Origin of the sequence: Phaeobacter sp. JH20_37, from assembly GCF_048056015.1 — a bacterium.
In the GTDB taxonomy this organism is placed as follows: Bacteria; Pseudomonadota; Alphaproteobacteria; order Rhodobacterales; family Rhodobacteraceae; genus Phaeobacter; species Phaeobacter bryozoorum.
In genome coordinates, this window is the sequence record NZ_JAYMWW010000013.1 from 745,543 (window position 1) to 769,884 (window position 24,342).

A 24,342-nucleotide genomic window follows, 5' to 3' on the forward strand; every position below is an offset into this window, starting at 1 on the left:
GCCTGCGCAGTATTGATTGACGGTTGCTCCTAGCAGCCGAACAAAGCCCCGGCCCCACCCGCCGGGGCTTTTTCTATAAAGCGCGTGGGCTGTGGCCCACAGGGCCGATGTGCACATAAAAAAGGCCCGCCACAGAAACTGCGGCGGGCCTGTCTATCAACTTGATCCGAAGCGATCAGCGCATCCGGCTGACCACCACGGTAACTTCCGGTTTCTTGCCAATCTCGTTCTGTGCTGTCTGGCGGGCAACGCGGCGAAGGTTTTCTTCCAGCTTGTCGTCATCGCGCAGTGTTTTGGCACCGGCGCGCATGATGAACTGGTTGAGATCCTCTTCCATCACCTCGACCAGCGCGGCATTGGAGCGGCCTGTCTCGGCCAACCCCTTGATATCGCACCAGGGTTCGCCCAATGGCTCATCTTCCTCGTCAAGAATGACGGTGACGATGACATGGCCGTTCAGCGCCATGCGAATCCGGTCCCGGACCACGCCATCCAGCGCACCGTATTTGACCGACCCATCCAGATAGGTGCGGCCGGTGTCGACATAATCCACGACCTTGGGGCGATCACCGGTCAGGTCCATCATCATGCCGTTGACCACAACCGCGCTGGCAATGTCCTTGGCCTCGCCGAGACGGGCGTGCTGGCGCAGGTGACGGTGCTCGCCGTGCATCGGGATCAGCATCTGCGGCTTGATGATATCGTGCATCCGCTCCAGATCGGGGCGGTTTGCGTGACCGGAGACATGGTAGAGACCGGAGCTGTCGTCGACCACATCCACACCCTTTTCGGAGAACTGGTTGATTATGCGAATGACGCCACGCTCATTGCCCGGAATGGTCTTTGAGGAGAACAGGAACAGGTCGCCCTCCTTCACCTCGATCCCGCGATACTTGCCGCGCGCCAGCTGGGCGGACGCCGCACGGCGTTCGCCCTGGCTACCAGTCACGATCAGCATCAGGTTCTCACGCGGCAGCTCTTGCGCGGCCTCGACACTGACCACCTTCGGAAAGTCCTTGAGCACGCCGGTTTCGGTGGCGGCTTCGATCATGCGCTGCATGGCGCGGCCCAGCAGCACGATGGAGCGCCCGGCCCGCTGACCGGCCTCGGCGAGGGTTTTCACCCGCGCGACATTGGAGGCAAATGTGGTGGCAACCACCATCCCCGCGGCCTCGCCCACCAGGCGGGTGATCTCGGGTCCGACATCGACCTCAGACCGGCCCGGATGCAGCGAGAAGACATTGGTGGAGTCGCAGACCAGCGCCTTGACGCCATCCTTGGCAATCTCGCTCCACATGTCGGGATCAAACGCCTCGCCGACAATCGGCGTCGGGTCGGTTTTGAAATCACCAGTGTGAACGACCCGCCCCGCAGGCGTGTCGATCACCAGACCGCCACTCTCCGGGATGGAATGTGAGATCGGTGCAACGCCGATGGTAAACGGCCCCAGTTTGGTGACCTCTGGCCATGCGGAGACGGTTTTCACCTCTTCGCTGTCCAGACCGGCCTCATCCATCTTCCGGCGCGCCAGATTTGCGGTAAAGGCACGGGCATAAATTGGCACATTCAGGTCACGGTAGAGATGCGCCACGGCGCCGATGTGATCCTCATGGGCGTGGGTGATGAACACCCCCTCCAGCTGGTCGGCCCGTTCCTTCAGCCAGCTGATGTCCGGCATGATCAGATCCACGCCGGGCGTGCTGTCCATGTCCGGGAAAGTAACGCCAAGATCAACCAAGACCAGGCGTTCCTTGCCCGGTTTGCCGTAGCCGTAGATATAGGCGTTCATACCAATTTCGCCTGCCCCGCCGAGGGGCAGGTAGATTAAACGTTCAGTGCTCATCCTCGAGACCGTTATCCTTATTATATTTGTGTATGATCTGTAGCCCATGCATCGTGAGATCATCCTCAAATGCGTCAAACAGATCTGCTGTTTGCTGGAACAAAGGCGCCAGCCCGCCTGTCGAGATTACTTTCATCGGCACGTCGCGCTCCGCTTTGATGCGGGCGCAGATTTCGCGCACCAGTCCTACGTATCCCCAGAACACACCTGACTGCATACATGCAACCGTATTGGTGCCGATCACCGACTGGGGTTTGGAAATATCCACATGCGGCAGAGCCGCTGCTGCCTGATGTAGGGCTTCCAGGCTCAAATTCACCCCCGGCGCAATCACACCGCCGATATAGGCGCCATCCTCGGCCACCACGTCAAAGGTTGTCGCCGTGCCAAAATCGACGACGATGAGGTTGCCGCCATATTTGTCAAACCCGGAGACTGTATTGACCAAACGGTCCGGGCCGACATTGGTTCCCTGATCAACCCGCACCGCAACCGGCAGCAGGCAGTCAGGCTTACCCACCACCAGGGGGCGGGTGTGGAAGTAACGATCCGCCAGCACCCGCAGATTGAACACCACGCGCGGGACCGTGGAGGAGATGATCATATCGGTGATATCCGCTTCGATCCCCTGTAGCCGTATCAGCGTATTGAGCCAGACAAAATACTGATCCGCCGTGCGCCGCCAATCGGTGGCGGTACGCCAGGTGCCGATGAAATTCTCCCCGTCCCAGATTGAGAAGACAGTATTGGTGTTGCCGCAATCGACTGCCAAAAGCATGACCTGCCCCGTTCCTATGCCCTAGAAAAAGATATCCGCCGCCGGAATGCTGACACGGCCCTTGGCGGTGTTTAGGACAAGGTTGCCGCCGCCGTCCACTGTCTCAAAGGTGCCTTCGGTTTCGGAGTTCATGGTGCGGGCCACCACCACCTCGCCCAGGCGCGCAGCACGGGCCAGCCAGGCTGTGCGGATCGGCTCGAACCCATAGGTGACAAACTGTCGTTCATAGCGGTCATAGGCGACAGCAAGCGCGGTCAGGAACGCCTCTGGGGTGACCTGGACCCCGGTTTCCGACAGCAGCGAGACAGGCCAGACAGCACCCGGTTCCAGCCATTCCTGCATCGGCGTCTCGATCAGATTGACACCAATCCCGATCGCAAGATGTGTCACACCGGCGGCGGCCCCCGCGCTTTCCAGCAGGATCCCCGCCAGCTTGCCACCATTCAGCAGCACGTCATTGGGCCATTTCAGTGCAAGTCCAGCCGTCTCGCCGCAGAGCGCGACACAGGCATCATAAAGCGCCAGCGCCGCAACAAAGCTGCGCAGCGCCACCTGATCGGGCGGCCCCTCCGGCCGCATGACGAGTGTTGCGGCAAAATTCCCCTTGGGCTCCTTCCAGGCACGGCCACGGCGCCCCCGCCCCTTTGTCTGGCGTTTGGCCATGATCCATTCAGGGCCGGTCAATGTGGGCGCGCGTCGCGTCGCCTCATCGAGGGTGCTGTCCACCTCCTCAAGCAGGCTCCGCCCGTATCCCTCTGGCCAATCACTCATGATGCTGTCCCTTCAAGGCAAAAAGGCCCGGTCCGCAGACCAGGCCTTTGTGTGTTCTGTGTCGAAACCGTCAGTTGACCAGCGTGGCAGCCGCCGCAGCCGCTGCACCCTCGATGCCGAACATGTTGATGATCCCAAGAAGCATCACGGCCGCCGAGGCCATCAGGAACCCCCAGAGGATCGGCGAGCGGTTGGTTTCCAGCTCCTCGCCCTCTTCACCGAAATACATGTAGTACACGATGCGCAGGTAGTAGAACGCGCCGATAACCGATGCGATCACACCGGCAATCGCCAGCCACGCCATATCCGCCTGATAGGCCGCATTAAGCACATAAAGCTTGCCGAAGAAGCCCAGCATTGGCGGTACACCCGCCAGAGAGAACAACAGGATCAGCATCGCCAGCGCCTTGCCCGGCTCGCGACGGGAGTAGAGGTTGAGCGCGCGAATGTCAGTGATCGGCTTACCGTCCTTCTCCATCATCAGGATGAAGGCAAAGGTGCCGATATTCATCGAGACATAGATCGCCATATAGACCAGCAGCGCCTGCACGCCATAGGCGGTGCCCGCGGCGAGGCCCATCAGCGCATAGCCCATATGGGCGATCGAGGAATAGGCCATCAGACGCTTGATATCGCGCTGGCCGATGGCGGCAACGGCCCCGACGAACATCGACAGCAGCGACAGAAGGGCCACAACCTGGCTCCAGTCCTGTACCGCATGACCAAATGCATCATGCAGCACGCGGGCGAACAGACCCATGGCCGCAACCTTCGGCGCCGATGCAAAGAATGCGGTAACCGGGGTTGGCGCGCCTTCGTAGACGTCAGGTGTCCACATGTGGAACGGCACGGCAGACACCTTGAACGCCATGCCGGAGATCAGGAAGACCAGGCCGAACAGCAGACCGACGGAGACTTCACCATGCTTGGCCACCGCGTAGATACCGGCAAAGTCGGTGGTCCCGGCAAAACCATAGACCAGCGATGCGCCATAGAGCAGCAAACCGGACGAAAGCGCGCCGAGCACGAAGTACTTCAGGCCGGCTTCGGTGGATTTTACACTGTCACGACGCAGCGAAGCCACGACGTAGAGCGCCAGAGACTGCAGCTCAAGGCCCATGTATAGCGACATCAGGTTGCCGGCCGAGACCATCACCATCATGCCCACCGCGCTCAGCGCGACGAGGATGGGATATTCAAAGCGCAACATGCCACGGCGTGACATGTAGTCCTGGCCCATGACCAGCACGGCAGAGGCCGACAGCAGGATGGCGACCTTGGCAAAGCGGGCAAAACCATCGTCGACGAACATGCCGTTGAATGCCTCGCGGCTGCCCGAGGATCCGGTGGCGATCCAGATGGCCAGCGCCGACATCAGACCGGCCATCAGCCAGATCAACGCCGGGGCCAGTTTGTCCTTGCCGGTGTAGACAGCGCCAAGGAGCGCCGCCATTGCGCTGAGCGCCAGAACAATCTCTGGCAGGATAACGGTGAGATCAGCTGGGATCATCGCCCACGCCCCCTTAGTGCGAAGCTATCTGGGTCGCCGGGGACAGGTCCGCGGCAGCCAGAGATTCATTGAAGTTTGCAATCAGCGCCTCGGTCGACGGGCTGATGATATCGGTGACAAGCGCCGGGTAGACGCCCAGAAGGATGGTCATCACCACCAGCGGTGCAAAGATGAACCGCTCGCGGGCAGTCATATCCTTGATGGTCTTGAGGCTGCCCTTGATCAGGTCGCCAAAGACCACGCGGCGGTAGAGCCACAGCGCATAGCCTGCCGAGAAGATGACACCGGTTGCGGCAACTGCTGCGACCCAGGTGTTCTTCTGGAAGGTGCCCATCAGCGTCAGGAATTCCCCGATGAAGCCCGAGGTACCCGGCAGGCCGACGTTCCCCATCGTGAAGAACATGAAGACCAGCGCATAGGCAGGCATACGAATGACAAGGCCACCATAGGCGTCGATGTCACGGGTGTGCATCCGATCATAGATGACACCCACGCAGAGGAAGAGCGCCGCCGAGATGAAGCCGTGGCTCAGCATCTGGAAGATCGCGCCATCAATGCCCTGCTGGTTCGCCGCAAAGATGCCCATGGTCACAAAGCCCATATGCGCCACCGAAGAATAGGCGATCAGCTTCTTCATGTCCGACTGCACCAGCGCCACCAGCGAAGTATAGACCACCGCAATCGCCGACATCCACAGAATCAGATCCGTCATTACGTCGGCCCCGACGGGGAACATCGGCAAGCTGAAGCGCAGGAAGCCGTAGCCGCCCATCTTCAACAGGATCGCCGCCAGCACCACGGAGCCTGCGGTCGGCGCCTGCACGTGCGCATCGGGCAGCCAGGTGTGCACCGGCCACATCGGCATTTTCACCGCGAAGGAGGCAAAGAACGCGAGGAACAACAGGGTCTGCATCCCACCAACGACATGCACTCCAAGAAGATCAAAGCCGGAGGCCGAGAAACTGTGCGTCAGCAGCTGGGCAATATCGGTGGTGCCTGCATCCGCGTACATAGCGACCATCGCCACCAGCATCAGCACCGAGCCAAAGAAGGTGTAGAGGAAGAATTTGAACGAAGCGTAGATCCGTTCCTTGCCGCCCCAGATGCCGATGATCAGGAACATCGGAATGAGGCCCGCCTCAAAGAACAGGTAGAACAGCACCAGATCGAGCGCCATGAACACGCCAAGCATCAGCGTCTCCAGCATCAGGAAGGCGATCATGTATTCCTTGACGCGGGTGTTCACACCCCAGCTCGCCAAAATGGTCAGCGGCATCACAAAGGTGGTGAGCATCACAAACAGCACCGAAATGCCATCGACGCCCATCTTGTACTTCAGGCCAAAGATCCATTCGGCCTCTTCCACAAACTGAAAGCCTGTGTCGGAGGGGTCGAACTGGAAATAGATGCCAAGGCTCACCAGGAAGGTGATCGTGGTGGCAAAAAGCGCAACAGACTTGGCGTTGCGCTGCGCCGCCTCATCCTCGCCGCGCAGGAACAGGGCCAGAATGGCCGCCGCAAGCGCCGGGATAAAGGTGACAATAGAAAGGAGATTGTCCATCAGTGCGCTCCTCCGCCGATCGACATCCAGGTAACCAGGGCAGCAATGCCCAGCACCATCCAGAAAGCATAGGTGAAAATGTAACCCGACTGTGCGCGACCGGCGAGGCGGGTGAAGAAGGGAATGATGCCCATGGCGATCCCGTTGAGCGCGCCGTCAATGGTTTTGCCGTCACCGCGCTTCCAGAAGAAGCGGCCGAGCATCAGCGTCGGTTTGACAAAGACAAAATCGTAGAGCTCGTCAAAATACCACTTGTTCTTGAGGAACAGGTAGAGCGGCTGCTGTTGCTTGGCGAGACGGCCCGGCAGGCTTGGGTTCACGATGTAGAACAGGATCGCCAGACCAAGGCCAAGCAGCATCGCGATAAAGGGCGAAACTTTCACCCATTTCGGAGCGGCGTGCGCGTCATCCAGCACAGTGTTGTCGGCACCGAAATACAGCGCGCCTTCGCCCGGCTGGCCTGCGAATACATAGTGATGCTCACCGGATGCGTCAGCGGTGCCGTGACCGTCATCCGCCGTGCTGGCATGGCTGTCATCAGCGCCGTGGCCCGAATCCGCTGCCGCATCGCCATGTGCCGCGGCTTCTGCCACTGGGATGCCGTAGAATTTGCCAACCTTATCAGCATGGCCGAAGAAGCTGTTATACCAGAGCATGCCCGAGAAGATCGCACCAAGGGCAAGCACACCCAGCGGGATCAGCATGACCATCGGGCTTTCATGCGCGTGATCATGCGTATGCTTGTCGCCGCGCGGCTTGCCGTAGAAGGTCAGGAAGATCAGGCGCCAGCTGTAGAAGGATGTCATTGCCGCCGCGATGACCAGCAGCCAGAAACCATACATCGACCCGCCAGCATAGGCGCTCTCGATAATGGCATCCTTGGACAGGAAGCCGGCAAAGCCAAAGTGGGTCAGCGGGATACCAACGCCGGTGATGGCCAGCGTGCCGATCATCATCGCCGCAAAGGTGTAGGGGATCTTTTTGCGCAGACCACCGTAGTTCATCATGTCCTGCTCATGGTGCATCGCGTGGATCACGGAGCCTGCACCAAGGAACAGCATCGCCTTGAAGAAGGCATGTGTGAACAGGTGGAACATCGCAGCGGAATACATGCCGACGCCAGCGGCCACGAACATGTAGCCAAGCTGTGAACAGGTGGAATAGGCGATCACGCGTTTGATGTCGGTCTGAACCAGACCCACAGTCGCCGCGAAGAAAGCCGTGGTTGCACCCAGCACGGTGATGAAGGTTGTCGCCTCGGGTGCGAACTCCATCAGCGGCGACATGCGGCAGACCAGGAAGACACCAGCGGTCACCATGGTGGCGGCGTGAATCAGTGCCGACACCGGGGTCGGGCCTTCCATCGCATCCGGCAACCAGGTGTGCAGGATCAGCTGAGCCGATTTACCCATGGCACCAATGAACAGCAAGACAGCAATCAGATTGGCGGCATTCCACTCCGACCAGAGAAAGGTCAGCTGGGTTTCCGCCAGCTGCGGCACAGCTGCAAAGATGTCATCAAAGTTGATGCTGTCGGTGAGGAAGAACAGGGCAAAGATACCCAGCGCAAAGCCAAAGTCACCCACACGGTTGACGATGAAGGCTTTCATCGCTGCCGCATTGGCCGAAGGCTTGCGGTAGTAGAAACCGATCAGCAGGTAGGAGGCAACGCCCACGCCTTCCCAGCCAAAGAACATCTGAACCAGATTGTCAGAGGTCACCAGCATCAGCATGGCAAAGGTGAAGAACGACAGATAGGCAAAGAAGCGCGGCTTGTAGCTCTCGCCGTCTTTCCACTGCGGGTCATGGGCCATGTAGCCAAAGGAATAGAGATGCACCAGCGAGGATACGGTGGTGACAACGATCAGCATGATCGCCGTCATCCGGTCCAGACGGATCGCCCAGGAGGTCGACAGCGAGCCGCTTTCGATCCAGCGCATGATCTCGATCGACTGGGTCACCCCGTCAAAGCTGAGGAAGACGATCCACGACAGAAGCGCCGACAGGAACAAAAGCCCGGTCGCGGTCCAAGTGGCTGCGGTCTCGCCGATGAACTTCCAGCCAAAGCCACAGATGATGGCCCCGACCAGAGGGGCAAAGAGAAGGATGGTTTCCATGACGCTTTAGCCCTTCATCACGTTGATGTCTTCCACGGCGATGGTGCCGCGGTTGCGGAAGAAGCAAACCAGGATCGCAAGGCCAATGGCGGCCTCAGCGGCGGCCACGGTCAGCACAAAGAGGGTGAAGACCTGGCCCACCAGATCCCCAAGGAAGCTGGAGAAGGCCACAAGGTTGATGTTCACCGCCAAGAGCATCAGTTCGATGCTCATCAGCAGGATGATGACGTTCTTGCGGTTCAGGAAGAGCCCGAAGATGCCGATGACGAACAGCGTCGCCGCGACGGTTAGATAATGCTCGAGTGTGATCATTGTCTCAAAGCCCCTGCCCCGGTTTCACATCCTTGAGTTCCATGGCCAAGGCCGGATCGCGCATCATCTGGGCGACAACGTCCTGACGCTTGACGTCGGTGCGGTGGCGCAGGGTCAGCACAATGGCGCCGATCATCGCAACCAGCAGGATCAGGCCGGAAAGTTGGAACAGAAGGAAATATTGATCGTAAATGATGAGGCCAAGCGCCTCGGTGTTATGCTGGTCGGTCGGGATCGGCTGGGCCAGCTGCGTGGCCGCCGCCGGTGCGGTTTCCCACACACCAAAAGCCATCACGAACTGCATAAGGATCACCAGACCGATGAGCAGCGCCAGCGGCATATAGCGCGCCATCTCTGCTTTCAGCTCGGCAAAATCCACGTCCAGCATCATCACCACAAAGAGGAACAGCACCGCAACGGCACCGACGTAGACGATGACCAGCAGCATGGCGACAAATTCGGCGCCCAGCAGCACGAACAGCCCGGCCGAGGAAATAAAGGCCAGGATCAGCCACAGCACAGAATGCACCGGCTGGCGGCTGATCACCGTGAACAGCCCGCCGGTGATGGCGCTGATGGCAAAGAGGTAAAAGGCAAAAACGCTCATGTTTCATCGTCCCCTTTGGCGTCCAGAACCTCTTGCGCCAGTTCCAGCGCGCGGGTCATGGCCGGGATGCCGGCAAACACCGACATCTGTCCGATCGTTTCAACGATCTCTTGTTTCTTAGCGCCCGCCTCCAGGGCGTGGCGTACGGTCTGGCGCACGGCTGAATCCGCCTGTGCGCCCTGCATTGTCAGCCCGGCCAATGTCAGCAGCAGCCGGGTTTTGGCATCCAGCCCGCCCTTGTTGACGGTATTGCCGAACATCATCTCCATGACATCCTTCGGCATCGTCGGCCAAAGCGCTTCAAACTCCTTGAACGCTCCGGTGGGAGAGAAGCTCTCCAACGCCGGGTTCAGGGCTTTGGCCATGTCCTGGGCCTGGGCCATCATGGCCTCAAATGGGTTCTTGGCATCGCTCATCGGTACGGCGCGTCCAGTTCGAGATTGCGCGCGATCTCGGCTTCCCAGCGCTCCCCGTTCGAAAGCAGCTTGTCCTTGTCATAGAACAGCTCCTCGCGGGTCTCGGTGGCGAACTCGAAGTTCGGGCCTTCGACAATTGCATCCACCGGGCAGGCTTCCTGGCAGAAACCGCAGTAGATACACTTCGTCATGTCAATGTCGTACCGCGTGGTGCGGCGGCTGCCGTCCTCGCGCGGTTCCGCGTCGATGGTGATCGCCTGCGCCGGGCAGATCGCCTCGCACAGTTTACAGGCAATGCAGCGCTCCTCGCCGTTCGGATAGCGGCGCAGAGCATGCTCGCCGCGAAAACGCGGCGACAGCGGGCCCTTCTCGTGCGGGTAGTTCAGGGTGGCTTTGGGGGCGAAGAAATACTTCATCCCCAGTTTGAAGCCGACCCAGAAATCCTGCAGCAGGAAGTATTTGGCGGCGCGGGTGTAGTCGATGTTCGCCATTGATCAGCCTCCCACGGTCCAGCGGGCGAAGATGCCCCAGAACCAGTCAAATTTTGCAGCAAAGGATACGAAGACCACCCAGGCCAGCGAGAACGGCAGGAACACTTTCCAACCCAGACGCATCAGCTGGTCATAGCGGTAGCGGGGCGTGATTGCCTTCACCATTGCGAAGAGGAAGAAGAAGAACGCCATTTTGCCGACCATCCACAGGACGCCGTCGGGCAGCCCAGGGATCGGAGACAGCCAGCCGCCGAAGAACAGCAGTGTTGTCAGCGCGCACATCAGGAAGATGGCGATGTATTCCCCGGCCATGAACAGCAGGAACGGTGTCGCCGAGTATTCCACCTGGTAGCCTGCAACCAGCTCCGATTCCGCTTCGGGCAGATCGAACGGCGGGCGGTTGGTTTCCGCAAGTGCCGAGATGAAGAACAGGAAGACCATCGGGAAATGCGGGATCCAGTACCAGTTCAGCAGACCCAGATCACCGTCCTGCGCACGTACGATGTCGCCGAAGTTCATGCTGCCGGTGGAGATGATGACCCCAACGATAATCAGACCAATCGAGACCTCGTAAGAGATCATCTGCGCCGCTGAGCGCAAGCTGCCGAGGAACGGATATTTCGAGTTCGAGGCCCAGCCGCCCATGATCACGCCATAGACCTCCAAGCTGGAGACAGCGAAAACATAGAGGATCGCCACATTGATGTCCGACAGGACCCAGCCGTCGTTGAAGGGGATCACCGCCCAGGCGATCATCGCCAGCACAAAGCTGGTCAATGGGGCCAGAATAAACACGGTGCGATCGGCACCGGCGGGGATCACCACCTCTTTGACAACATATTTGAGCGCGTCGGCCACCGTTTGCAGCAGGCCGTAGATGCCTACGACATTGGGGCCACGACGCATCTGGACAGCCGCCCAGATCTTGCGGTCCCCGTAGACGAGGAACAGCAGCGAAATCATGACAAATGCAACAACTGCAAGCACTTGCGCCAGGATCAGAACAGCGATGCCGCCTGGGGTGTTAAAGAATTCAGCCATAGGTCCTCACACCGTGGGTATTCCGTTAGCCTCGCAATCCGCGACCACGACTTCGGCGTCGATGGTGCGCAGTCCGCGCGGGAGGGAAGGCGAGATGGTGTAGACAGCATCTGCCGTCTGATTGCCACCCTCTTGTTTCATTTTTGTGCGCACATGACGTGCAAATCCATAACCGCGGATCAGCGCATATTGCGCCGCCGCGCATTCCGCATAGTTGTCCAGATCGGCACCATTGCGGGCGCCGGTCATGGCCACGTGGAATTGCACCAGATCGCCGTCCAGTAGCCGTGTCTCTACCCCTTTGTAGTCGGGGGTGAACGGCGCCCGAGACGTCTGCGGGGCCTGCACGCAGGCTGCCAGCAGCAGAGGCGATATGATGCTTGCACGGATCACTCCGCCGCGATCTTCTCGGCGCTACGCGCCTTTGCGTTGGCGGAGAGTTCCGCCATCAGCTGCGACGACCGCGCAATCGGGTTGGTCAGGTAGAAGTCCTTGACCGCAGGCAGGAATGCCGCCTTGCCCATGGCCTCAACCTCAAGCGCCGGGCCGTCATTTGCCGCCACTTCGTCAATGCGCGCCAGATGCGGCACCTCTGCCACCAGCGCACTGCGCAGTTGCGCCAGCGAGTCATAGGGCAGCTTGGCATCCAGCTCCGCGCTGAGCGCCCGCAGGATCGCCCAGTTTTCCTTGGCCTCACCGGGGGCAAAGCTTGCGCGCATGGCCAGCTGCGGACGCCCTTCGGTGTTCACGAACAGACCGTTTTCTTCGGTATAGACAGCACCGGGCAGGATGACGTCGGCGCGATGGGCACCACGATCGCCGTGCGAGCCCTGGTAGATCACAAAGGCGCCTGCATCAATTTCGACCTCATCAGCGCCGAGGTTGTAGATCACCTCTGCGCCGTCGATGGCCGCCTCAAGGCCACCCTCGGTGACCGCATTCACATCCATCGCACCAACACGGCCGGCAGCGGTGTGCAGCACCAGCAGTTTGCTCTCGGTCATGGCCGCGTATTTCTGCGCATGGGCCAGTACCGCCAGACCATCGGCCTCACGCAGGGCGCCCTGGCCGACGATGACCAGCGTATCTTTGCCAATCGCGCCTTCGGTTTCGCCGTTGAGCAGTGTCTCGAGCGCTGCGCGGTCGGTGCCGAGGTGGGCGTAGCCATAGGTCAGATCGACCGGCTGGCCGATCAGGCCGATATTGGCGCCGTTGATCCAGGCCTTGCGCAGGCGGGCGTTCAGAACCGGCGCCTCATTGCGAGGATCGGTGCCAATCAGCATGATCGCCTTGGCGCTGTCGATATCTTCGATGGTTGCGGTGCCGACATAGGCCGCGCGGTTGCCGATCGGCAGACGGGCCTTGTCCGTCCGGCACTCAACCTTGCCACCCTCCCCTTCGACCAGCTGTTTCAGCGCAAAAGCCGCCTCAACCGGGACCAGATCACCGATCAGGCCGGCAATCTTCTTGCCCTTCATTGCGGCGGCCGCTGCCTCCAGGGCCTCCGGCCAGGTCGCGGGCTTCAGCTTGCCGTCGACACGCACATAGGGGCGATCCAGACGCTGGCGACGCAGCCCGTCCCAGACGAACCGGGTCTTGTCGCTGATCCATTCCTCATTCACGCCGTCATGGTTGCGCGGCAGGATGCGCATCACTTCGCGGCCTTTGGTGTCGACACGGATGTTCGACCCCAGCGCGTCCATCACGTCGATGGTTTCGGTTTTGGTCAACTCCCACGGGCGGGCCGTGAAGGCATAGGGTTTCGAGGTCAGCGCCCCAACCGGGCACAGGTCGATGATATTGCCCTGAAGGTTCGAATCCAGCGTCTCGTTCAGATAGGAGGTAATCTCGCTATCCTCACCACGACCGGTCTGGCCCATCTGGGTAATGCCTGCGACTTCGGTGGTGAAACGAACGCAACGCGTGCAGGAAATGCAGCGGGTCATTGCGGTGCCGACGAGCGGACCGAGATCGAGATCGTCGACGGCGCGCTTTGGCTCTCGGAAGCGCGAGAAATCAACGCCATAAGCCATCGCCTGATCCTGAAGATCACATTCGCCACCCTGATCGCAGATCGGGCAATCCAGCGGATGGTTGATCAGCAGGAACTCCATCACGCCCTCACGGGCCTTCTTGACCATCGGCGAATTGGTCTTCACCTGCGGCGCCTGGCCATCGGGACCGGGACGCAGGTCGCGGACCTGCATGGCGCAGGAGGCGGCAGGTTTCGGCGGGCCGCCGACAACCTCAACCAGGCACATCCGGCAATTGCCGGCGATGGACAGGCGCTCGTGGTAGCAGAAGCGGGGAATTTCCACCCCGGCCTCTTCACAGGCCTGGATCAGGGTCATCGCCCCATCCACCTCAATCTCGGTTCCGTCAATGTTGATCTTGCGGAGGTCAGACATGGTCTATTTCGCCCTCAGTAAAACGCCGATCGCGCTGTTTTTCTTGATTTCCGCACGACCAAACGTACAGAATGTTTCCGTTTTCTCATATGAGACCCCGTTTTGCGCCAGGAAGCGTTCTCCCTTGGCCCGCATCCGGGCTTTTTCCTCGTCCGAGCCGATGTAGGCGCGGATTTCCGTATCCGTGTAGCCAAGAGCATTGGCACGTGCCCGCAGGCGCCGCAGTTCGGTCAGACCCTTGAAGTAACGCGCGGTAATCGCATCACAGTGGTCGGACACTTCCTTGGCCAGAGCGACCGCGAACAGCGGGTCTTCGATCTCTTGCACATCGCGCAAGGACGGCTTTGCCGCGCCCATCGACGGCAGTAGCATCAGGCAGGCGGCACAGGTCGCAATCAGGATTCGCATTGGTGAACACTCCTTGGTGAGGGAGCGACCAGAACGCGCGCAGGCAACGGCGTTATTCAATAACACCGGCGTGGGCGCGGATTGCGCGGCCATGGGATATGCCCGGCCTGCGATCACGGGGTGCAGGTTCCGCCATAGACGGCCGTATCGCCATCCAGCGGCACGGCAATATCCGCATCAAGCGGGTTGACCTGCCAGGCAATGCGCGACGTGCCGAAGTTTTCGATGCAGTAACGGGTGCTCTCGTGATGAGCGGCCAGCCGCGCGCCTTCCAGCGAACGCGAGGCTTTGGATACCGTAGTGGTAAACACCGCCAGCGTCTCTTTCTTGTTGACCGCTTTGGACTTCGCCGAGAAGGGCACGCCCGCGTAGGTCGGGCGATTGTTGACGATACCGTCACACCCCGCCAGCACTCCGCCGCAGACGGCCAGCACAGCCATGGTTTTGGTCACACCCGTGATCATCCGGCTACCCCCCGACCCTATTCGGCTGCCATGGCGCCCATGCGCCCGGACTTCTGTGCCTTGATACGGTCTTCGATTTCCTCACGGAAATTGCGGATCAGGCCCTGGATCGGCCAGGCTGCGGCGTCGCCGAGCGCGCAAATGGTGTGGCCTTCGACCTGCTTGGTCACATCCCACAGCATGTCGATCTCTTCCAGCTCGGCCTCGCCCTTCACCAGACGATCCATCACGCGCATCATCCAGCCGGTGCCTTCACGGCAGGGCGTACACTGACCGCAGCTTTCGTGCTTGTAGAACTTCGACAGGCGCCAGATCGCCTTGATGATATCGGTCTGCTTGTCCATCACGATGACCGCCGCCGTGCCAAGGCCGGAGCCCAGTTCGCCGCGCAGATAGTCAAAGTCCATGATGGCGTCTTTCATCTTCTCGCCGCGCACACAAGGAACCGAAGAGCCGCCGGGAATGACAGCCAGAAGATTGTCCCAGCCGCCGCGAATACCGCCGCAATGCTTCTCGATCAGCTCCTCAAAGGAGATGCTCATCGCCTCTTCAACCACACAGGGGTTGTTGACGTGACCGGAGATCGCAAACAGCTTGGTGCCGGCGTTGTTCTGACGGCCAAAGCCTGCAAACCAATCGGGTCCGCGACGCAGAATGGTCGGCACCACGGCGATAGACTCCACGTTGTTCACCGTGGTCGGGCAGCCATAAAGGCCAGCACCAGCCGGGAACGGCGGCTTCATACGCGGCATGCCCTTCTTGCCCTCAAGGCTTTCGATCAGCGCAGTTTCTTCGCCGCAGATATAGGCCCCTGCACCATGGTGCAGGAAGACGTCAAAGTCCCAGCCGGATCCGGCTGCATTGCGCCCCAGAAGACCTTGGTCATAGCATTCGTCGATGGCGGCCTGCAGCGCCTCGCGCTCGCGGATGTATTCGCCGCGCAGATAGATGTAGCAGGTATGCGCATTCATCGCGAAGGAGGCGATCAGCGCGCCCTCGATCAGCGTGTGCGGATCATGGCGCATGATCTCGCGGTCTTTGCAGGTGCCCGGCTCCGATTCATCGGCGTTGATGACCAGATAGGAGGGACGACCGTCGCTCTCTTTCGGCATGAAGGACCATTTGAGGCCGGTCGGGAAGCCCGCACCACCGCGTCCGCGCAGGCCGGAATCCTTCATGTTCTGGATGATCCAGTCCCGCCCTTTTTCGATGATGCCCGCAGTGCCATCCCAATGGCCCCGCTGTTTTGCGCCTGCCAATGTGCGCTCATGCATCCCGTAAAGGTTGGTAAAGATCCGGTCCTGGTCCTTCAGCATGTCTGCCTACCTTTGGCTGTCCTGGCGCATCCGCCAGAGTTGAAAAATGTTGACCGCTGCATAGATGAAGCCTGCAAGGGCTGCGAAATCAAACAGCAGAGCGTAGCGCCCGGCGAGCCCCAGGGCGGGGCCGATGAACAGCGACATTGCCAGCCAGCCAAGCATGGTTGCGGCAATCACCAATGCGATGTGCCGTCCCTTTGCTGCCAGTGCTTTGTCGCGCTCTACGCTCATGTGGTCCTGAATATTGGCCCCTGCCCCGTAGGACAGGCGCGGTTATCGTGGTGTCAGTCTTTTTTGTAGCGGTCGTCGGCCTTGGCCTTCTTGGCGAATTCGGTTTCCTCGCCAGCCGCCAATTGCCGGGACTGTTCGATCCAGCCGTCGCGGACGATGCGCCCCTTGAACTTCAACCGGCTGTCGACCCATGCGATCTGCTCATCCGTCCAGGCGGCGATCTGGTCAAAGTGGTAGAACCCCAGATCATTCAGGGTCTGCTCCAGCTTGGGACCGACACCTTTCAGCATCTTCAGATCATCGGCCTTGCCATCACGCGCTGCGGTCAGGGTTTCCGGCTTCTCTTCAACAGCGGCTCCGGCTTCTGCGGCCGCGCCCTCAGGAGAGGCCGGTTCGCTGACAGCAGCTTTTTTCGGAGCGGCCTTCTTTGGGGCGTCGCTCTTTGCCTTGGCAACCTCGGCCTGTTTCACCGCCGGAAGCGGTGTTTTCGGCGCGGGCGGCGGGGTGTCGGCACTGTCGCGACCGGCAACCTTGCCGTCCTTGCCAATCCATGGCGTCAGGATCGGCACTTCGGTGCCGTCGATACGCTTGACTGTATCGCCAATATCCGCCGCCAGCTGGACCGACGCATTATACTGCGTCTTGCCGCTTTCATATTCTGTCAGCGAGGTCAGCCCCGATTTCGGCTCGGCCGCGTAGCGCCCGTTTTGCGGGCCCGGCAGCGGCACCTGACCGGCAGCCAGATCATCCAGCAGCTTGGCAAAGCCTTCTGCGGTCAGATCTTCGTAATAATCCTTGCCGATCTGGGCCATCGGGGCGTTGGTGCAGGCACCAAGGCACTCGACCTCTTCCCAGGTAAACTTACCATCCGCCGACAGGGTAAAAGGCTTGTTCGCGATCTTTTCCTGACAGACGGCAATCAGATCCTCTGCGCCGCAGATCATGCAGGACGTGGTCCCGCAGATCTGAACATGTGCAACCGATCCAGTGGGTTGCAGCTGGAACATGAAGTAGAAGGACGCAACCTCAAGCGCACGGATATAGGCCATGCCCAGCATGTCCGCGACATATTCGATTGCAGGCTTCGTCAGCCAGCCTTCCTGCTCCTGCGCACGCCACAGCAGCGGAATGATCGCACTGGCCTGACGGCCATCAGGGAATTTGGTGATCTGCGCTTCGGCCCATGTCTGGTTCTCGGGCGTGAAGGCAAAACTATCGGGTTGTTCGGAATGCAGACGACGAAGCATTAGCGGTCAATCTCTCCAAATACGACGTCCATGGTGCCAATGATGGCCGCGACGTCGGCGAGTTGGTGGCCCTTGGCCACATAATCCATGGCCTGCAGATGCAGGAAGCCCGGCGCACGCAGCTTGGCGCGATAAGGTTTGTTGGTGCCATCTGCAACCAGATAGACGCCAAATTCGCCCTTGGGCGCCTCAACAGCGGCGTAGACCTCGCCGGCGGGCACGTGGAACCCCTCGGTATAGAGCTTGAAGTGGTGGATCAGGCTCTCCATCGAAGTTTTCATATCGCCCCGTTTGGGCGGGGTCAGCTTGCCACGGGCCAGAATATCACCGGGGGTTTCGCGCAGTTTGCCGATACACTGGCGAATGATCGACAGCGACTGGCGCATCTCTTCCATACGGACAAGGTAGCGGTCGTAGCAGTCGCCGTTCTTGCCAACCGGGATCTGGAAATCGAATTCGTCATAGCACTCATAGGGCTGCGCACGGCGCAGGTCCCAGGCAAGGCCGGAGCCGCGCACCATCACCCCGGAGAACCCGTAGTTGAGGATATCCTCCTCGGTCACGACACCGATATCGGCATTCCGCTGTTTAAAGATGCGGTTCTCGGTCAGCAGCCCGTCGATGTCATCCAGAACGGATGGGAAGCTATGGGTCCAGGCCTCGATATCGTCGATCAGCGCGTCGGGCAGATCCTGATGCACACCACCGGGGCGGAAATACGCCGCGTGCAGGCGCGCACCACAGGCCCGCTCGTAGAAGATCATCAGCTTCTCGCGCTCTTCAAAGCCCCACAGCGGCGGGGTCAGCGCGCCAACGTCCATCGCCTGCGTCGTCACGTTCAGCAGGTGATTGAGGATCCGGCCGATCTCGGAATAGAGAACGCGGATCAGCGACGCGCGACGCGGCACTTCCACGCCGGTCAGCTTTTCGATGGCCAGACACCAGGCATGTTCCTGGTTCATCGGCGCCACATAGTCGAGGCGGTCGAAATACGGCAGGTTCTGCAGGTACGTCCGGCTCTCCATCAGCTTTTCGGTGCCGCGGTGCAACAGGCCGATATGCGGGTCGCAGCGCTCAACGATTTCGCCGTCCAGCTCCAGCACCAGACGCAGAACGCCGTGTGCCGCAGGGTGTTGCGGTCCGAAGTTGATGTTGAAGTTACGGATCTTCTGTTCGCCGGTCAGGGCGTCGTCCATTTTGGAGCCGTCCATTACTTCGCCCCCTCTTTCTCGTCGCCGGGCAGGATGTATTCGGCACCCTCCCACGGGCTCATGAAGTCAAACTGGCGGTACTCCTGAACCAGGCTGACCGGTTCATAGACAACGCGTTTCTGCGCCTCGTCGTAGCGAACCTCGGTATAGCCGGTGGTTGGGAAATCCTTGCGCAGCGGATAGCCACGGAAACCATAGTCGGTCAGAATGCGGCGCAGATCCGGGTGGCCGGTGAACAGGATGCCGAACATGTCGAACACCTCCCGCTCAAACCAGTTGGCCGAGGGATGGATGGTCACGATCGACGGCAGCATCTCATCCTCGCGGATCGATACGCGCAGGCGGATCCGCTGGTTCTGATACATCGACAGGAAATGATAGACCACGTCGAACCGCTTGGCGCGGTCCGGGTAGTCAACGGCCGTGATATCGACAAGCGACGAAAACTTGCAGCTCGCATCGGCTTTCAGAAATTCGACAAACCCCGCAAGGTTCGACGGGGCAACATCGACATTCAGCTCATCAAAGCTGACATCCCAGTCGATGACACAATCAGGACGTTTGGCAGCGATCTGGGTGCCGAGTTCTTTCAGAGCTTCAGTCATATTTGTCTCTCCAACCAAAGCCACTTAACGCACAAGCGTGCCGGTGCGGCGAATTTTGCGCTGCAATTGCATCAGACCATACAGCAGCGCCTCTGCCGTCGGCGGGCAACCGGGCACATAGACATCCACAGGCACGATCCGGTCACATCCGCGCACCACGGAATAGCTGTAGTGGTAATAGCCGCCGCCATTGGCGCAGGACCCCATCGAGATCACATAACGCGGCTCGGGCATCTGGTCGTAGACCTTGCGCAGGGCGGGCGCCATCTTGTTGGTCAGCGTACCGGCCACAATCATCACATCCGACTGACGCGGAGAGGCACGCGGCGCGATACCGAAACGCTCGGCATCGTAGCGCGGCATCGAGGTGTGCATCATCTCCACCGCGCAGCAGGCCAGACCAAAGGTCATCCAGTGCAGCGAGCCGGTGCGCGCCCAGTTGATGATATCCTCTGCCGAGGTCAGCAAAAACCCCTTGTCCTGCAGTTCGGCATTCAGGGCCTGGGTGACAACTTCCTTGTCGACGCCAGCCGTATTGGCTCCGGTCATCACTCCCATTCCAGGGCCCCTTTCTTCCACTCATAGGCAAAACCGATGGTCAGCACAGCGAGAAACACCATCATCGACCAGAAGCCAGCATCGCTCATATCCTTGAAGCCGACGGCCCAGGGAAACAGAAACGCAATTTCCAGATCAAAAATGATGAACAGAATCGACACCAGGTAGAACCGGACATCAAACTTCATCCGTGCGTCGTCGAATGCGTTGAACCCGCATTCATAGGCGCTGACCTTTTCAGGGTCCGGATTGCGGACGGCCAGCACAACTGCCGCCAAAATAAGAACAATTCCAAGCCCGACCGCTACGGCCAGAAACACCAGAATCGGGAGGTATTCCCGCAACATCTCTTCCACGAGTGGCTCCTTTCCGTGCGCGCGGATTTCTGCGCGCCGTCAATTGGCGTGTTGACTTGGGGCAGTGTCTACTCCCCTCCCCCCTCACCGTCAACCAACGCATCGTTAATGGATAAACCTTCTGTAACGGGCGCGGCAGATCCACATCATGGGCCTTAAACCCTATTGTTTTCATAGGATAAGGCGTACCCGGCAAAAGGCACGCCCCAAGCAAAGAAATCAGGCATTTTTAACGGGGCTACCGCTGCCAGCTTGGTTTTTCCTTGGCGAAAAACGCGGCAATCCCTTCGGGTGCCTCCCGGCCTTCCCAGCGCTCCACCAATGCGGCAATCGTGTGATCAATCACTGCATCGTCGATTTTCGGCCCCAGATCACGTACCAATGCCTTTGCGGCCCCGACCGCCTCGGGCGCGCAGCTCAGATAGGGGGTCACCTCGGCCTCGATTGCGGCGTCCATCTCGCTGGCGGGCACGGTCCGCGCAAGAATCCCGAGATCGACCGCCTCATCAGCCCCGAACAGACGCGCCGACATAAAGACACGCCGCGCCCGCGCCTCACCCATGCGGGCGACGACATAGGGGCCAATCGTGGCCGGGATCAGGCCCAGCCGTGTCTCCGTAAGACCCATCTTGATGTGGTCGGCCCCAATCGCGACATCGCAGACACAGGCCATGCCGACACCGCCGCCAAAGGCATTGCCCTGAACCGCCCCAATCACCGGCTGCGGCAGGGTATTGATGGCCATCAGCATCTCCGCCAGAACCCTGGCTTCGCGCGCACGGGTTTCGGCATCCGCAGTCATCTGTGCCTGCATCCAGCCCAGATCGCCGCCCGCGCAGAAACTCTTGCCCGCCCCGGTGAGCACGACAACGCGCACCGACCGGTCCGCAGCCAGCGCAGCTGCGGCAGCCTTCAGCTCCTGTAGCATTTCGCCTGACATGGCGTTGTGCTTCTCGGGGCGGTTGAGCATGAGGGTCGCAACACCCCGATCGTCGGTGGTCAGCGTGAGTGTGGTGTACATAGGGGTCGTCCTGCCTGTCCTGGTCGCAGCCCACTGCCGGCGGGCTGCGATTTTTGGTTTCGGTCCGCTGTTGTTTACGCTTCGGTGTGAATCAGCTGCCGTCGCTGCGCATTGCCTGGGCCATCTTCGCCGCGTCCTGCAGCACAGAACCGTCAAGACCCGTCTCGTAGCCAAGCCGCGTCAGATGCTCATGCACCGCCTCGGTTGCGACATTGCCTGCCGCCCCCGGCGCATAGGGGCAACCGCCCAGGCCGCCGACGGCCGCGTCAAACACCCGGACACCAAGCGAAAGCGACGCATCAATGTTGTCAATCGCCCGCCCCGCCGTGTCATGATAGTGCCCCGCCAAGCGGCTGACCGGCACCCGCTCGCGCACCGCAAGCAACATGCGTGCAATCGAATCCGGTGTTGCCTGACCAATGGTGTCGCCCAGCGAAATCTCATAGCAGCCCATGGAAAACAGCCGATCCGCCAGCGCCGCAACAGCGTCGGGGTCCGTCGGCCCGTCAAACGGGCATTCGGTCACACAGGAGATATATCCGCGCACCGGCAGGTCGATATGGCGCGCGGCCTCGATGATTGGCGTGAACCGTTCGATGGATTCGGCCACGCTGGCGTTGATATTGGCCTTGGAGAACCCCTCCGACGCAGAGGCAAAGACCGCGATCTCATCCGCTTTGGCGGCCAAGGCATCCTCATAACCGCGCATATTCGGCGTCAGCGCGGCATAGCGCACATCCGCCCCACGGTTGATCCCGGCGAGCACCTCGCCCGATCCGGCCATCTGCGGCACCCATTTGGGCGAGACAAAGCTCGCCACTTCGATCCGCCGGAAGCCCGCCTGCGTCAGGCGGTCGATCAGCGCAACCTTCTCCGATACCGGTATATCCCGCTTTTCATTCTGCAAACCATCGCGTGGTCCGACTTCGAAAATCTCGACGCTTTCACCCACAGCACATCCTCCCAAGCTCAATTCACAAATCAAATGGCCCATCAGGCCGCAGGGCGCGGGCACGACCCGAGATCGCGCCCATGCCAGCCGTTTAGCTGTCCGCCTCCTCCAGGCGGACCAACGCGGCCCCCGCTTCGACCTGATCACCAGCCGAGGCCAGCACCTCGGCCACCACGCCGTCGCGGGCCGCCAGAAGCGAGTGTTCCATTTTCATCGCCTCAAGGATAGCGAGTCGTTCACCTTCTTTGACGCTCTGGCCTGCTTCGGCAAAAACCGCCTTGACCAGACCGGGCATCGGGGCCTCGATCACATTCTGATCCCCGCCCGCTGCCGATGCGCGGTCCAGGGGGTCAATCACCTCGAACTCAAGGCCATAGCTATCAAATACGGTGATCGTATTGCCCGATTGGGCGATCGAGGGCAGACGATTACCGCCCAGCACCCAATGTCCACCAATCCTGGTGGCGCAGACCTGGGATTCGGGGTCCTGGGGGAACTCCCAGATCTGGCGATCCGGTCCATCCACCTCAACCGTGGCTTCAAACACATCACCCTGATGGCTGAGGTGAACGGAACGGCGCATATCGGACCAAAGGGTAAAGCCGGTCTCCCAGCCGCCCTCGAGGAGGCCAAGGGCCTGCATGCCGGCGGCGGCCTTCTGCTCGGGCGTCACCCCAGGCGCCTGCACCAGCTGATCCAGATCGCGCGCGATAAGGCCCGTGTCGACATTCCCCGCCGCAAAGCCCTCATGCGCCGCCAGCGCGCCAAGGAAGGCAAGGTTGGTGACCGTGCCGCCGACCTCGGTTGCCGCCAGCGCCTGCGACAGGCGCGACAGGGCGATTGCGCGGGTGGGACCATGTACGATCACCTTCGAGATCATCGGATCATACCAGGGGCTGATGGTATCCCCTGCCCTGACACCGCTGTCGGCGCGGGCCTCAGCCGGGAAGGACAGATGCGTCAGCGTGCCGGTTGCGGGCAGGAAGCCCTTGGGCACGTCTTCGGCGTAAAGCCGTGCCTCAAAAGCGTGGCCGGTGATGGTGAGGTCTTCCTGTTTGGCAGGCAGGCTCTCGCCCGAGGCAACCCGCAGCTGCCATTCCACCAGATCAACGCCGGTGATCAGCTCGGTCACTGGATGCTCCACCTGCAGGCGGGTGTTCATTTCCATGAACCAGAACCCGTCAGGGCGCAGCCCGTCAGAGCCGTCAACGATGAACTCAACCGTGCCCGCGCCCTTGTAGCCGATGGCTTCGGCCGCGCGCACGCCCGCCTCGCCCATCGCGGCGCGCATTTCTGCGGTCATGCCCGGCGCGGGGGCTTCCTCGATCACCTTCTGATGGCGGCGTTGCAGGGAGCAGTCGCGCTCGAACAGATGCACGGCACTTTTGCCGTCGCCAAAAACCTGCACCTCGATATGGCGCGGCTGCTGGATGTATTTCTCGATCAGCACATCGGGGTTGCCAAAGGCGGTGGTGGCCTCGCCCTGCGCGCTTTTGAGCGCGTCGGCGAAATCGGCAGGTTTCTCAACCAGCCGCATCCCCTTGCCGCCGCCACCGGCAACTGCCTTGATCAGCACCGGATAGCCAATCTGATCCGCCTGATCCCTGAGGAAATCGGCATCCTGATTGGCGCCGTGATAGCCCGGGACCACCGGCACGCCAGCCGCCTCCATCAGCACCTTGGCGGCGTCTTTCAGACCCATCTTGCGGATCGCCTCCGCAGAAGGGCCGATGAAGGTAAGGCCCGCAGCCTCTACAGCATCCACAAAGCCCGGGTTCTCCGAAAGAAACCCGTAACCGGGATGGATGGCCTGCGCACCGGTCGCCCTGGCAATTGCGATGATCTCATCGCCGAGGAGATAGCTGTCGGCCGGCGCCGGGCCATGCCCGATGTGGCAGGCCTCATCCGCCATGGCGACATGCTTTGCGCCACGATCGGCGTCGGAATAGACCGCCACGGTTTTCACGCCCATGGCGCGGGCGGTTTCCATCACGCGGCAGGCGATTTCGCCGCGGTTGGCAATCAGGATCTTTTCAAACATGGGGTTGGTCCTTTGTCTGGAGCTCTGGACCGGGGGCTGCCTGCCCCCGGACCCCCGGGGATATTTTGGGCCAG

General features: G+C 60.6%; 25 protein-coding genes. All 25 read right to left on the minus strand.

The genetic code is table 11. The annotated features are described in order from the left end of the window. Positions 1-175: 175 nt before the first annotated feature. Complete coding sequence (locus VWZ87_RS08420; protein ID WP_416535931.1) at positions 176-1,843, minus strand: ribonuclease J; 1,668 nt, start codon at positions 1,841-1,843, stop codon at positions 176-178. Then, positions 1,833-2,621 carry a type III pantothenate kinase gene (locus tag VWZ87_RS08425; protein WP_340545130.1) on the minus strand — a complete coding sequence of 263 codons (789 nt, stop codon included), beginning with the start codon at positions 2,619-2,621 and terminating at the stop codon, positions 1,833-1,835. Before VWZ87_RS08425 ends, VWZ87_RS08420 begins: the two co-directional genes overlap by 11 nt. Before the next feature lie 21 nt (positions 2,622-2,642). Then, a complete protein-coding gene (locus tag VWZ87_RS08430) occupies positions 2,643-3,392 on the minus strand; it encodes a biotin--[acetyl-CoA-carboxylase] ligase (RefSeq protein ID WP_416535932.1) in 750 nt (249 codons plus the stop codon). A 70-nt stretch (positions 3,393-3,462) separates the two neighbouring features. Beyond that, a complete protein-coding gene (gene nuoN / locus VWZ87_RS08435; RefSeq protein WP_340545128.1) occupies positions 3,463-4,902 on the minus strand; it encodes an NADH-quinone oxidoreductase subunit NuoN in 1,440 nt (479 codons plus the stop codon). A gap of 13 nt (positions 4,903-4,915) precedes the next feature. Continuing rightward, positions 4,916-6,463 (minus strand): NADH-quinone oxidoreductase subunit M, encoded by a 1,548-nt coding sequence (locus VWZ87_RS08440; protein WP_340545127.1) that lies wholly within the window; start codon positions 6,461-6,463, stop codon positions 4,916-4,918. Continuing rightward, positions 6,463-8,580, minus strand: coding sequence for an NADH-quinone oxidoreductase subunit L (nuoL, locus tag VWZ87_RS08445; protein WP_416535933.1), 2,118 nt, complete (start codon positions 8,578-8,580; stop codon positions 6,463-6,465). Before nuoL ends, VWZ87_RS08440 begins: the two co-directional genes overlap by 1 nt. A gap of 6 nt (positions 8,581-8,586) precedes the next feature. After that, a complete protein-coding gene (nuoK, locus tag VWZ87_RS08450; RefSeq protein WP_014874166.1) occupies positions 8,587-8,892 on the minus strand; it encodes an NADH-quinone oxidoreductase subunit NuoK in 306 nt (101 codons plus the stop codon). Positions 8,893-8,896: 4 nt separating this feature from the next. Further along, positions 8,897-9,499 (minus strand): NADH-quinone oxidoreductase subunit J, encoded by a 603-nt coding sequence (locus tag VWZ87_RS08455; protein ID WP_340545125.1) that lies wholly within the window; start codon positions 9,497-9,499, stop codon positions 8,897-8,899. Further along, positions 9,496-9,915 carry a carboxymuconolactone decarboxylase family protein gene (locus VWZ87_RS08460; protein WP_340545124.1) on the minus strand — a complete coding sequence of 140 codons (420 nt, stop codon included), beginning with the start codon at positions 9,913-9,915 and terminating at the stop codon, positions 9,496-9,498. The genes VWZ87_RS08455 and VWZ87_RS08460 overlap by 4 nt, the downstream gene beginning before the upstream one ends. Next, positions 9,912-10,406 (minus strand): NADH-quinone oxidoreductase subunit NuoI, encoded by a 495-nt coding sequence (nuoI, locus tag VWZ87_RS08465; protein ID WP_340545123.1) that lies wholly within the window; start codon positions 10,404-10,406, stop codon positions 9,912-9,914. The genes VWZ87_RS08460 and nuoI overlap by 4 nt, the downstream gene beginning before the upstream one ends. A gap of 3 nt (positions 10,407-10,409) precedes the next feature. Further along, positions 10,410-11,447: an NADH-quinone oxidoreductase subunit NuoH gene (nuoH, locus tag VWZ87_RS08470; protein WP_340545122.1), complete on the minus strand. Its 1,038-nt coding sequence runs from the start codon at positions 11,445-11,447 to the stop codon at positions 10,410-10,412. A 6-nt stretch (positions 11,448-11,453) separates the two neighbouring features. Then, entirely contained in the window at positions 11,454-11,840 is a 387-nt protein-coding gene (locus VWZ87_RS08475) for a hypothetical protein (protein WP_416535934.1), read from the minus strand. Next, a complete protein-coding gene (gene nuoG, locus VWZ87_RS08480) occupies positions 11,837-13,855 on the minus strand; it encodes an NADH-quinone oxidoreductase subunit NuoG (protein ID WP_416535935.1) in 2,019 nt (672 codons plus the stop codon). The genes VWZ87_RS08475 and nuoG overlap by 4 nt, the downstream gene beginning before the upstream one ends. 3 nt (positions 13,856-13,858) lie before the next feature. Then, a complete protein-coding gene (locus VWZ87_RS08485) occupies positions 13,859-14,263 on the minus strand; it encodes a DUF5333 domain-containing protein (protein WP_416535941.1) in 405 nt (134 codons plus the stop codon). A gap of 113 nt (positions 14,264-14,376) precedes the next feature. After that, positions 14,377-14,727: a hypothetical protein gene (locus VWZ87_RS08490; protein ID WP_340545119.1), complete on the minus strand. Its 351-nt coding sequence runs from the start codon at positions 14,725-14,727 to the stop codon at positions 14,377-14,379. A 17-nt stretch (positions 14,728-14,744) separates the two neighbouring features. Next, positions 14,745-16,043 (minus strand): NADH-quinone oxidoreductase subunit NuoF, encoded by a 1,299-nt coding sequence (nuoF, locus tag VWZ87_RS08495; protein ID WP_040172812.1) that lies wholly within the window; start codon positions 16,041-16,043, stop codon positions 14,745-14,747. A gap of 6 nt (positions 16,044-16,049) precedes the next feature. Continuing rightward, positions 16,050-16,277 (minus strand): DUF5337 domain-containing protein, encoded by a 228-nt coding sequence (locus VWZ87_RS08500; RefSeq protein ID WP_340545117.1) that lies wholly within the window; start codon positions 16,275-16,277, stop codon positions 16,050-16,052. Positions 16,278-16,330: 53 nt separating this feature from the next. After that, positions 16,331-17,524 carry an NADH-quinone oxidoreductase subunit E gene (locus VWZ87_RS08505; protein WP_340545116.1) on the minus strand — a complete coding sequence of 398 codons (1,194 nt, stop codon included), beginning with the start codon at positions 17,522-17,524 and terminating at the stop codon, positions 16,331-16,333. Beyond that, positions 17,524-18,735 (minus strand): NADH-quinone oxidoreductase subunit D, encoded by a 1,212-nt coding sequence (locus tag VWZ87_RS08510; protein ID WP_260084618.1) that lies wholly within the window; start codon positions 18,733-18,735, stop codon positions 17,524-17,526. The genes VWZ87_RS08505 and VWZ87_RS08510 overlap by 1 nt, the downstream gene beginning before the upstream one ends. Continuing rightward, positions 18,735-19,340 carry an NADH-quinone oxidoreductase subunit C gene (locus tag VWZ87_RS08515; RefSeq protein WP_416535936.1) on the minus strand — a complete coding sequence of 202 codons (606 nt, stop codon included), beginning with the start codon at positions 19,338-19,340 and terminating at the stop codon, positions 18,735-18,737. Before VWZ87_RS08515 ends, VWZ87_RS08510 begins: the two co-directional genes overlap by 1 nt. Before the next feature lie 24 nt (positions 19,341-19,364). Then, positions 19,365-19,898, minus strand: a complete 534-nt coding sequence (locus VWZ87_RS08520; RefSeq protein WP_082996117.1) for a NuoB/complex I 20 kDa subunit family protein — start codon at positions 19,896-19,898, stop codon at positions 19,365-19,367. Beyond that, on the minus strand, positions 19,889-20,254 hold the full coding sequence (locus VWZ87_RS08525) for an NADH-quinone oxidoreductase subunit A (protein WP_014874151.1): 366 nt from the start codon (positions 20,252-20,254) through the stop codon (positions 19,889-19,891). The genes VWZ87_RS08520 and VWZ87_RS08525 overlap by 10 nt, the downstream gene beginning before the upstream one ends. A gap of 238 nt (positions 20,255-20,492) precedes the next feature. Beyond that, positions 20,493-21,275 carry a crotonase/enoyl-CoA hydratase family protein gene (locus tag VWZ87_RS08530; protein WP_416535937.1) on the minus strand — a complete coding sequence of 261 codons (783 nt, stop codon included), beginning with the start codon at positions 21,273-21,275 and terminating at the stop codon, positions 20,493-20,495. Between the two features lie 91 nt (positions 21,276-21,366). After that, a complete protein-coding gene (locus VWZ87_RS08535; RefSeq protein WP_416535938.1) occupies positions 21,367-22,227 on the minus strand; it encodes a hydroxymethylglutaryl-CoA lyase in 861 nt (286 codons plus the stop codon). A gap of 91 nt (positions 22,228-22,318) precedes the next feature. Next, on the minus strand, positions 22,319-24,268 hold the full coding sequence (locus VWZ87_RS08540) for an acetyl/propionyl/methylcrotonyl-CoA carboxylase subunit alpha (RefSeq protein WP_416535942.1): 1,950 nt from the start codon (positions 24,266-24,268) through the stop codon (positions 22,319-22,321). Between the last annotated feature and the right edge of the window lie 74 nt (positions 24,269-24,342).

What these genes read in the sequence shown, in the direction of transcription:
- VWZ87_RS08420 (WP_416535931.1), bottom strand. Translation starts at nt 1,843, where the DNA reads ATGAGCACTGAACGTTTAATCTACCTGCCCCTCGGCGGGGCAGGCGAA.
- VWZ87_RS08425 (WP_340545130.1), bottom strand. Translation starts at nt 2,621, where the DNA reads ATGCTTTTGGCAGTCGATTGCGGCAACACCAATACTGTCTTCTCAATC.
- VWZ87_RS08430 (WP_416535932.1), bottom strand. Translation starts at nt 3,392, where the DNA reads ATGAGTGATTGGCCAGAGGGATACGGGCGGAGCCTGCTTGAGGAGGTG.
- nuoN (WP_340545128.1), bottom strand. Translation starts at nt 4,902, where the DNA reads ATGATCCCAGCTGATCTCACCGTTATCCTGCCAGAGATTGTTCTGGCG.
- VWZ87_RS08440 (WP_340545127.1), bottom strand. Translation starts at nt 6,463, where the DNA reads ATGGACAATCTCCTTTCTATTGTCACCTTTATCCCGGCGCTTGCGGCG.
- nuoL (WP_416535933.1), bottom strand. Translation starts at nt 8,580, where the DNA reads ATGGAAACCATCCTTCTCTTTGCCCCTCTGGTCGGGGCCATCATCTGT.
- nuoK (WP_014874166.1), bottom strand. Translation starts at nt 8,892, where the DNA reads ATGATCACACTCGAGCATTATCTAACCGTCGCGGCGACGCTGTTCGTC.
- VWZ87_RS08455 (WP_340545125.1), bottom strand. Translation starts at nt 9,499, where the DNA reads ATGAGCGTTTTTGCCTTTTACCTCTTTGCCATCAGCGCCATCACCGGC.
- VWZ87_RS08460 (WP_340545124.1), bottom strand. Translation starts at nt 9,915, where the DNA reads ATGAGCGATGCCAAGAACCCATTTGAGGCCATGATGGCCCAGGCCCAG.
- nuoI (WP_340545123.1), bottom strand. Translation starts at nt 10,406, where the DNA reads ATGGCGAACATCGACTACACCCGCGCCGCCAAATACTTCCTGCTGCAG.
- nuoH (WP_340545122.1), bottom strand. Translation starts at nt 11,447, where the DNA reads ATGGCTGAATTCTTTAACACCCCAGGCGGCATCGCTGTTCTGATCCTG.
- nuoG (WP_416535935.1), bottom strand. Translation starts at nt 13,855, where the DNA reads ATGTCTGACCTCCGCAAGATCAACATTGACGGAACCGAGATTGAGGTG.
- VWZ87_RS08485 (WP_416535941.1), bottom strand. Translation starts at nt 14,263, where the DNA reads ATGCGAATCCTGATTGCGACCTGTGCCGCCTGCCTGATGCTACTGCCG.
- VWZ87_RS08490 (WP_340545119.1), bottom strand. Translation starts at nt 14,727, where the DNA reads ATGATCACGGGTGTGACCAAAACCATGGCTGTGCTGGCCGTCTGCGGC.
- nuoF (WP_040172812.1), bottom strand. Translation starts at nt 16,043, where the DNA reads ATGCTGAAGGACCAGGACCGGATCTTTACCAACCTTTACGGGATGCAT.
- VWZ87_RS08500 (WP_340545117.1), bottom strand. Translation starts at nt 16,277, where the DNA reads ATGAGCGTAGAGCGCGACAAAGCACTGGCAGCAAAGGGACGGCACATC.
- VWZ87_RS08505 (WP_340545116.1), bottom strand. Translation starts at nt 17,524, where the DNA reads ATGCTTCGTCGTCTGCATTCCGAACAACCCGATAGTTTTGCCTTCACG.
- VWZ87_RS08510 (WP_260084618.1), bottom strand. Translation starts at nt 18,735, where the DNA reads ATGGACGGCTCCAAAATGGACGACGCCCTGACCGGCGAACAGAAGATC.
- VWZ87_RS08515 (WP_416535936.1), bottom strand. Translation starts at nt 19,340, where the DNA reads ATGACTGAAGCTCTGAAAGAACTCGGCACCCAGATCGCTGCCAAACGT.
- VWZ87_RS08520 (WP_082996117.1), bottom strand. Translation starts at nt 19,898, where the DNA reads ATGGGAGTGATGACCGGAGCCAATACGGCTGGCGTCGACAAGGAAGTT.
- VWZ87_RS08530 (WP_416535937.1), bottom strand. Translation starts at nt 21,275, where the DNA reads ATGTACACCACACTCACGCTGACCACCGACGATCGGGGTGTTGCGACC.
- VWZ87_RS08540 (WP_416535942.1), bottom strand. Translation starts at nt 24,268, where the DNA reads ATGTTTGAAAAGATCCTGATTGCCAACCGCGGCGAAATCGCCTGCCGC.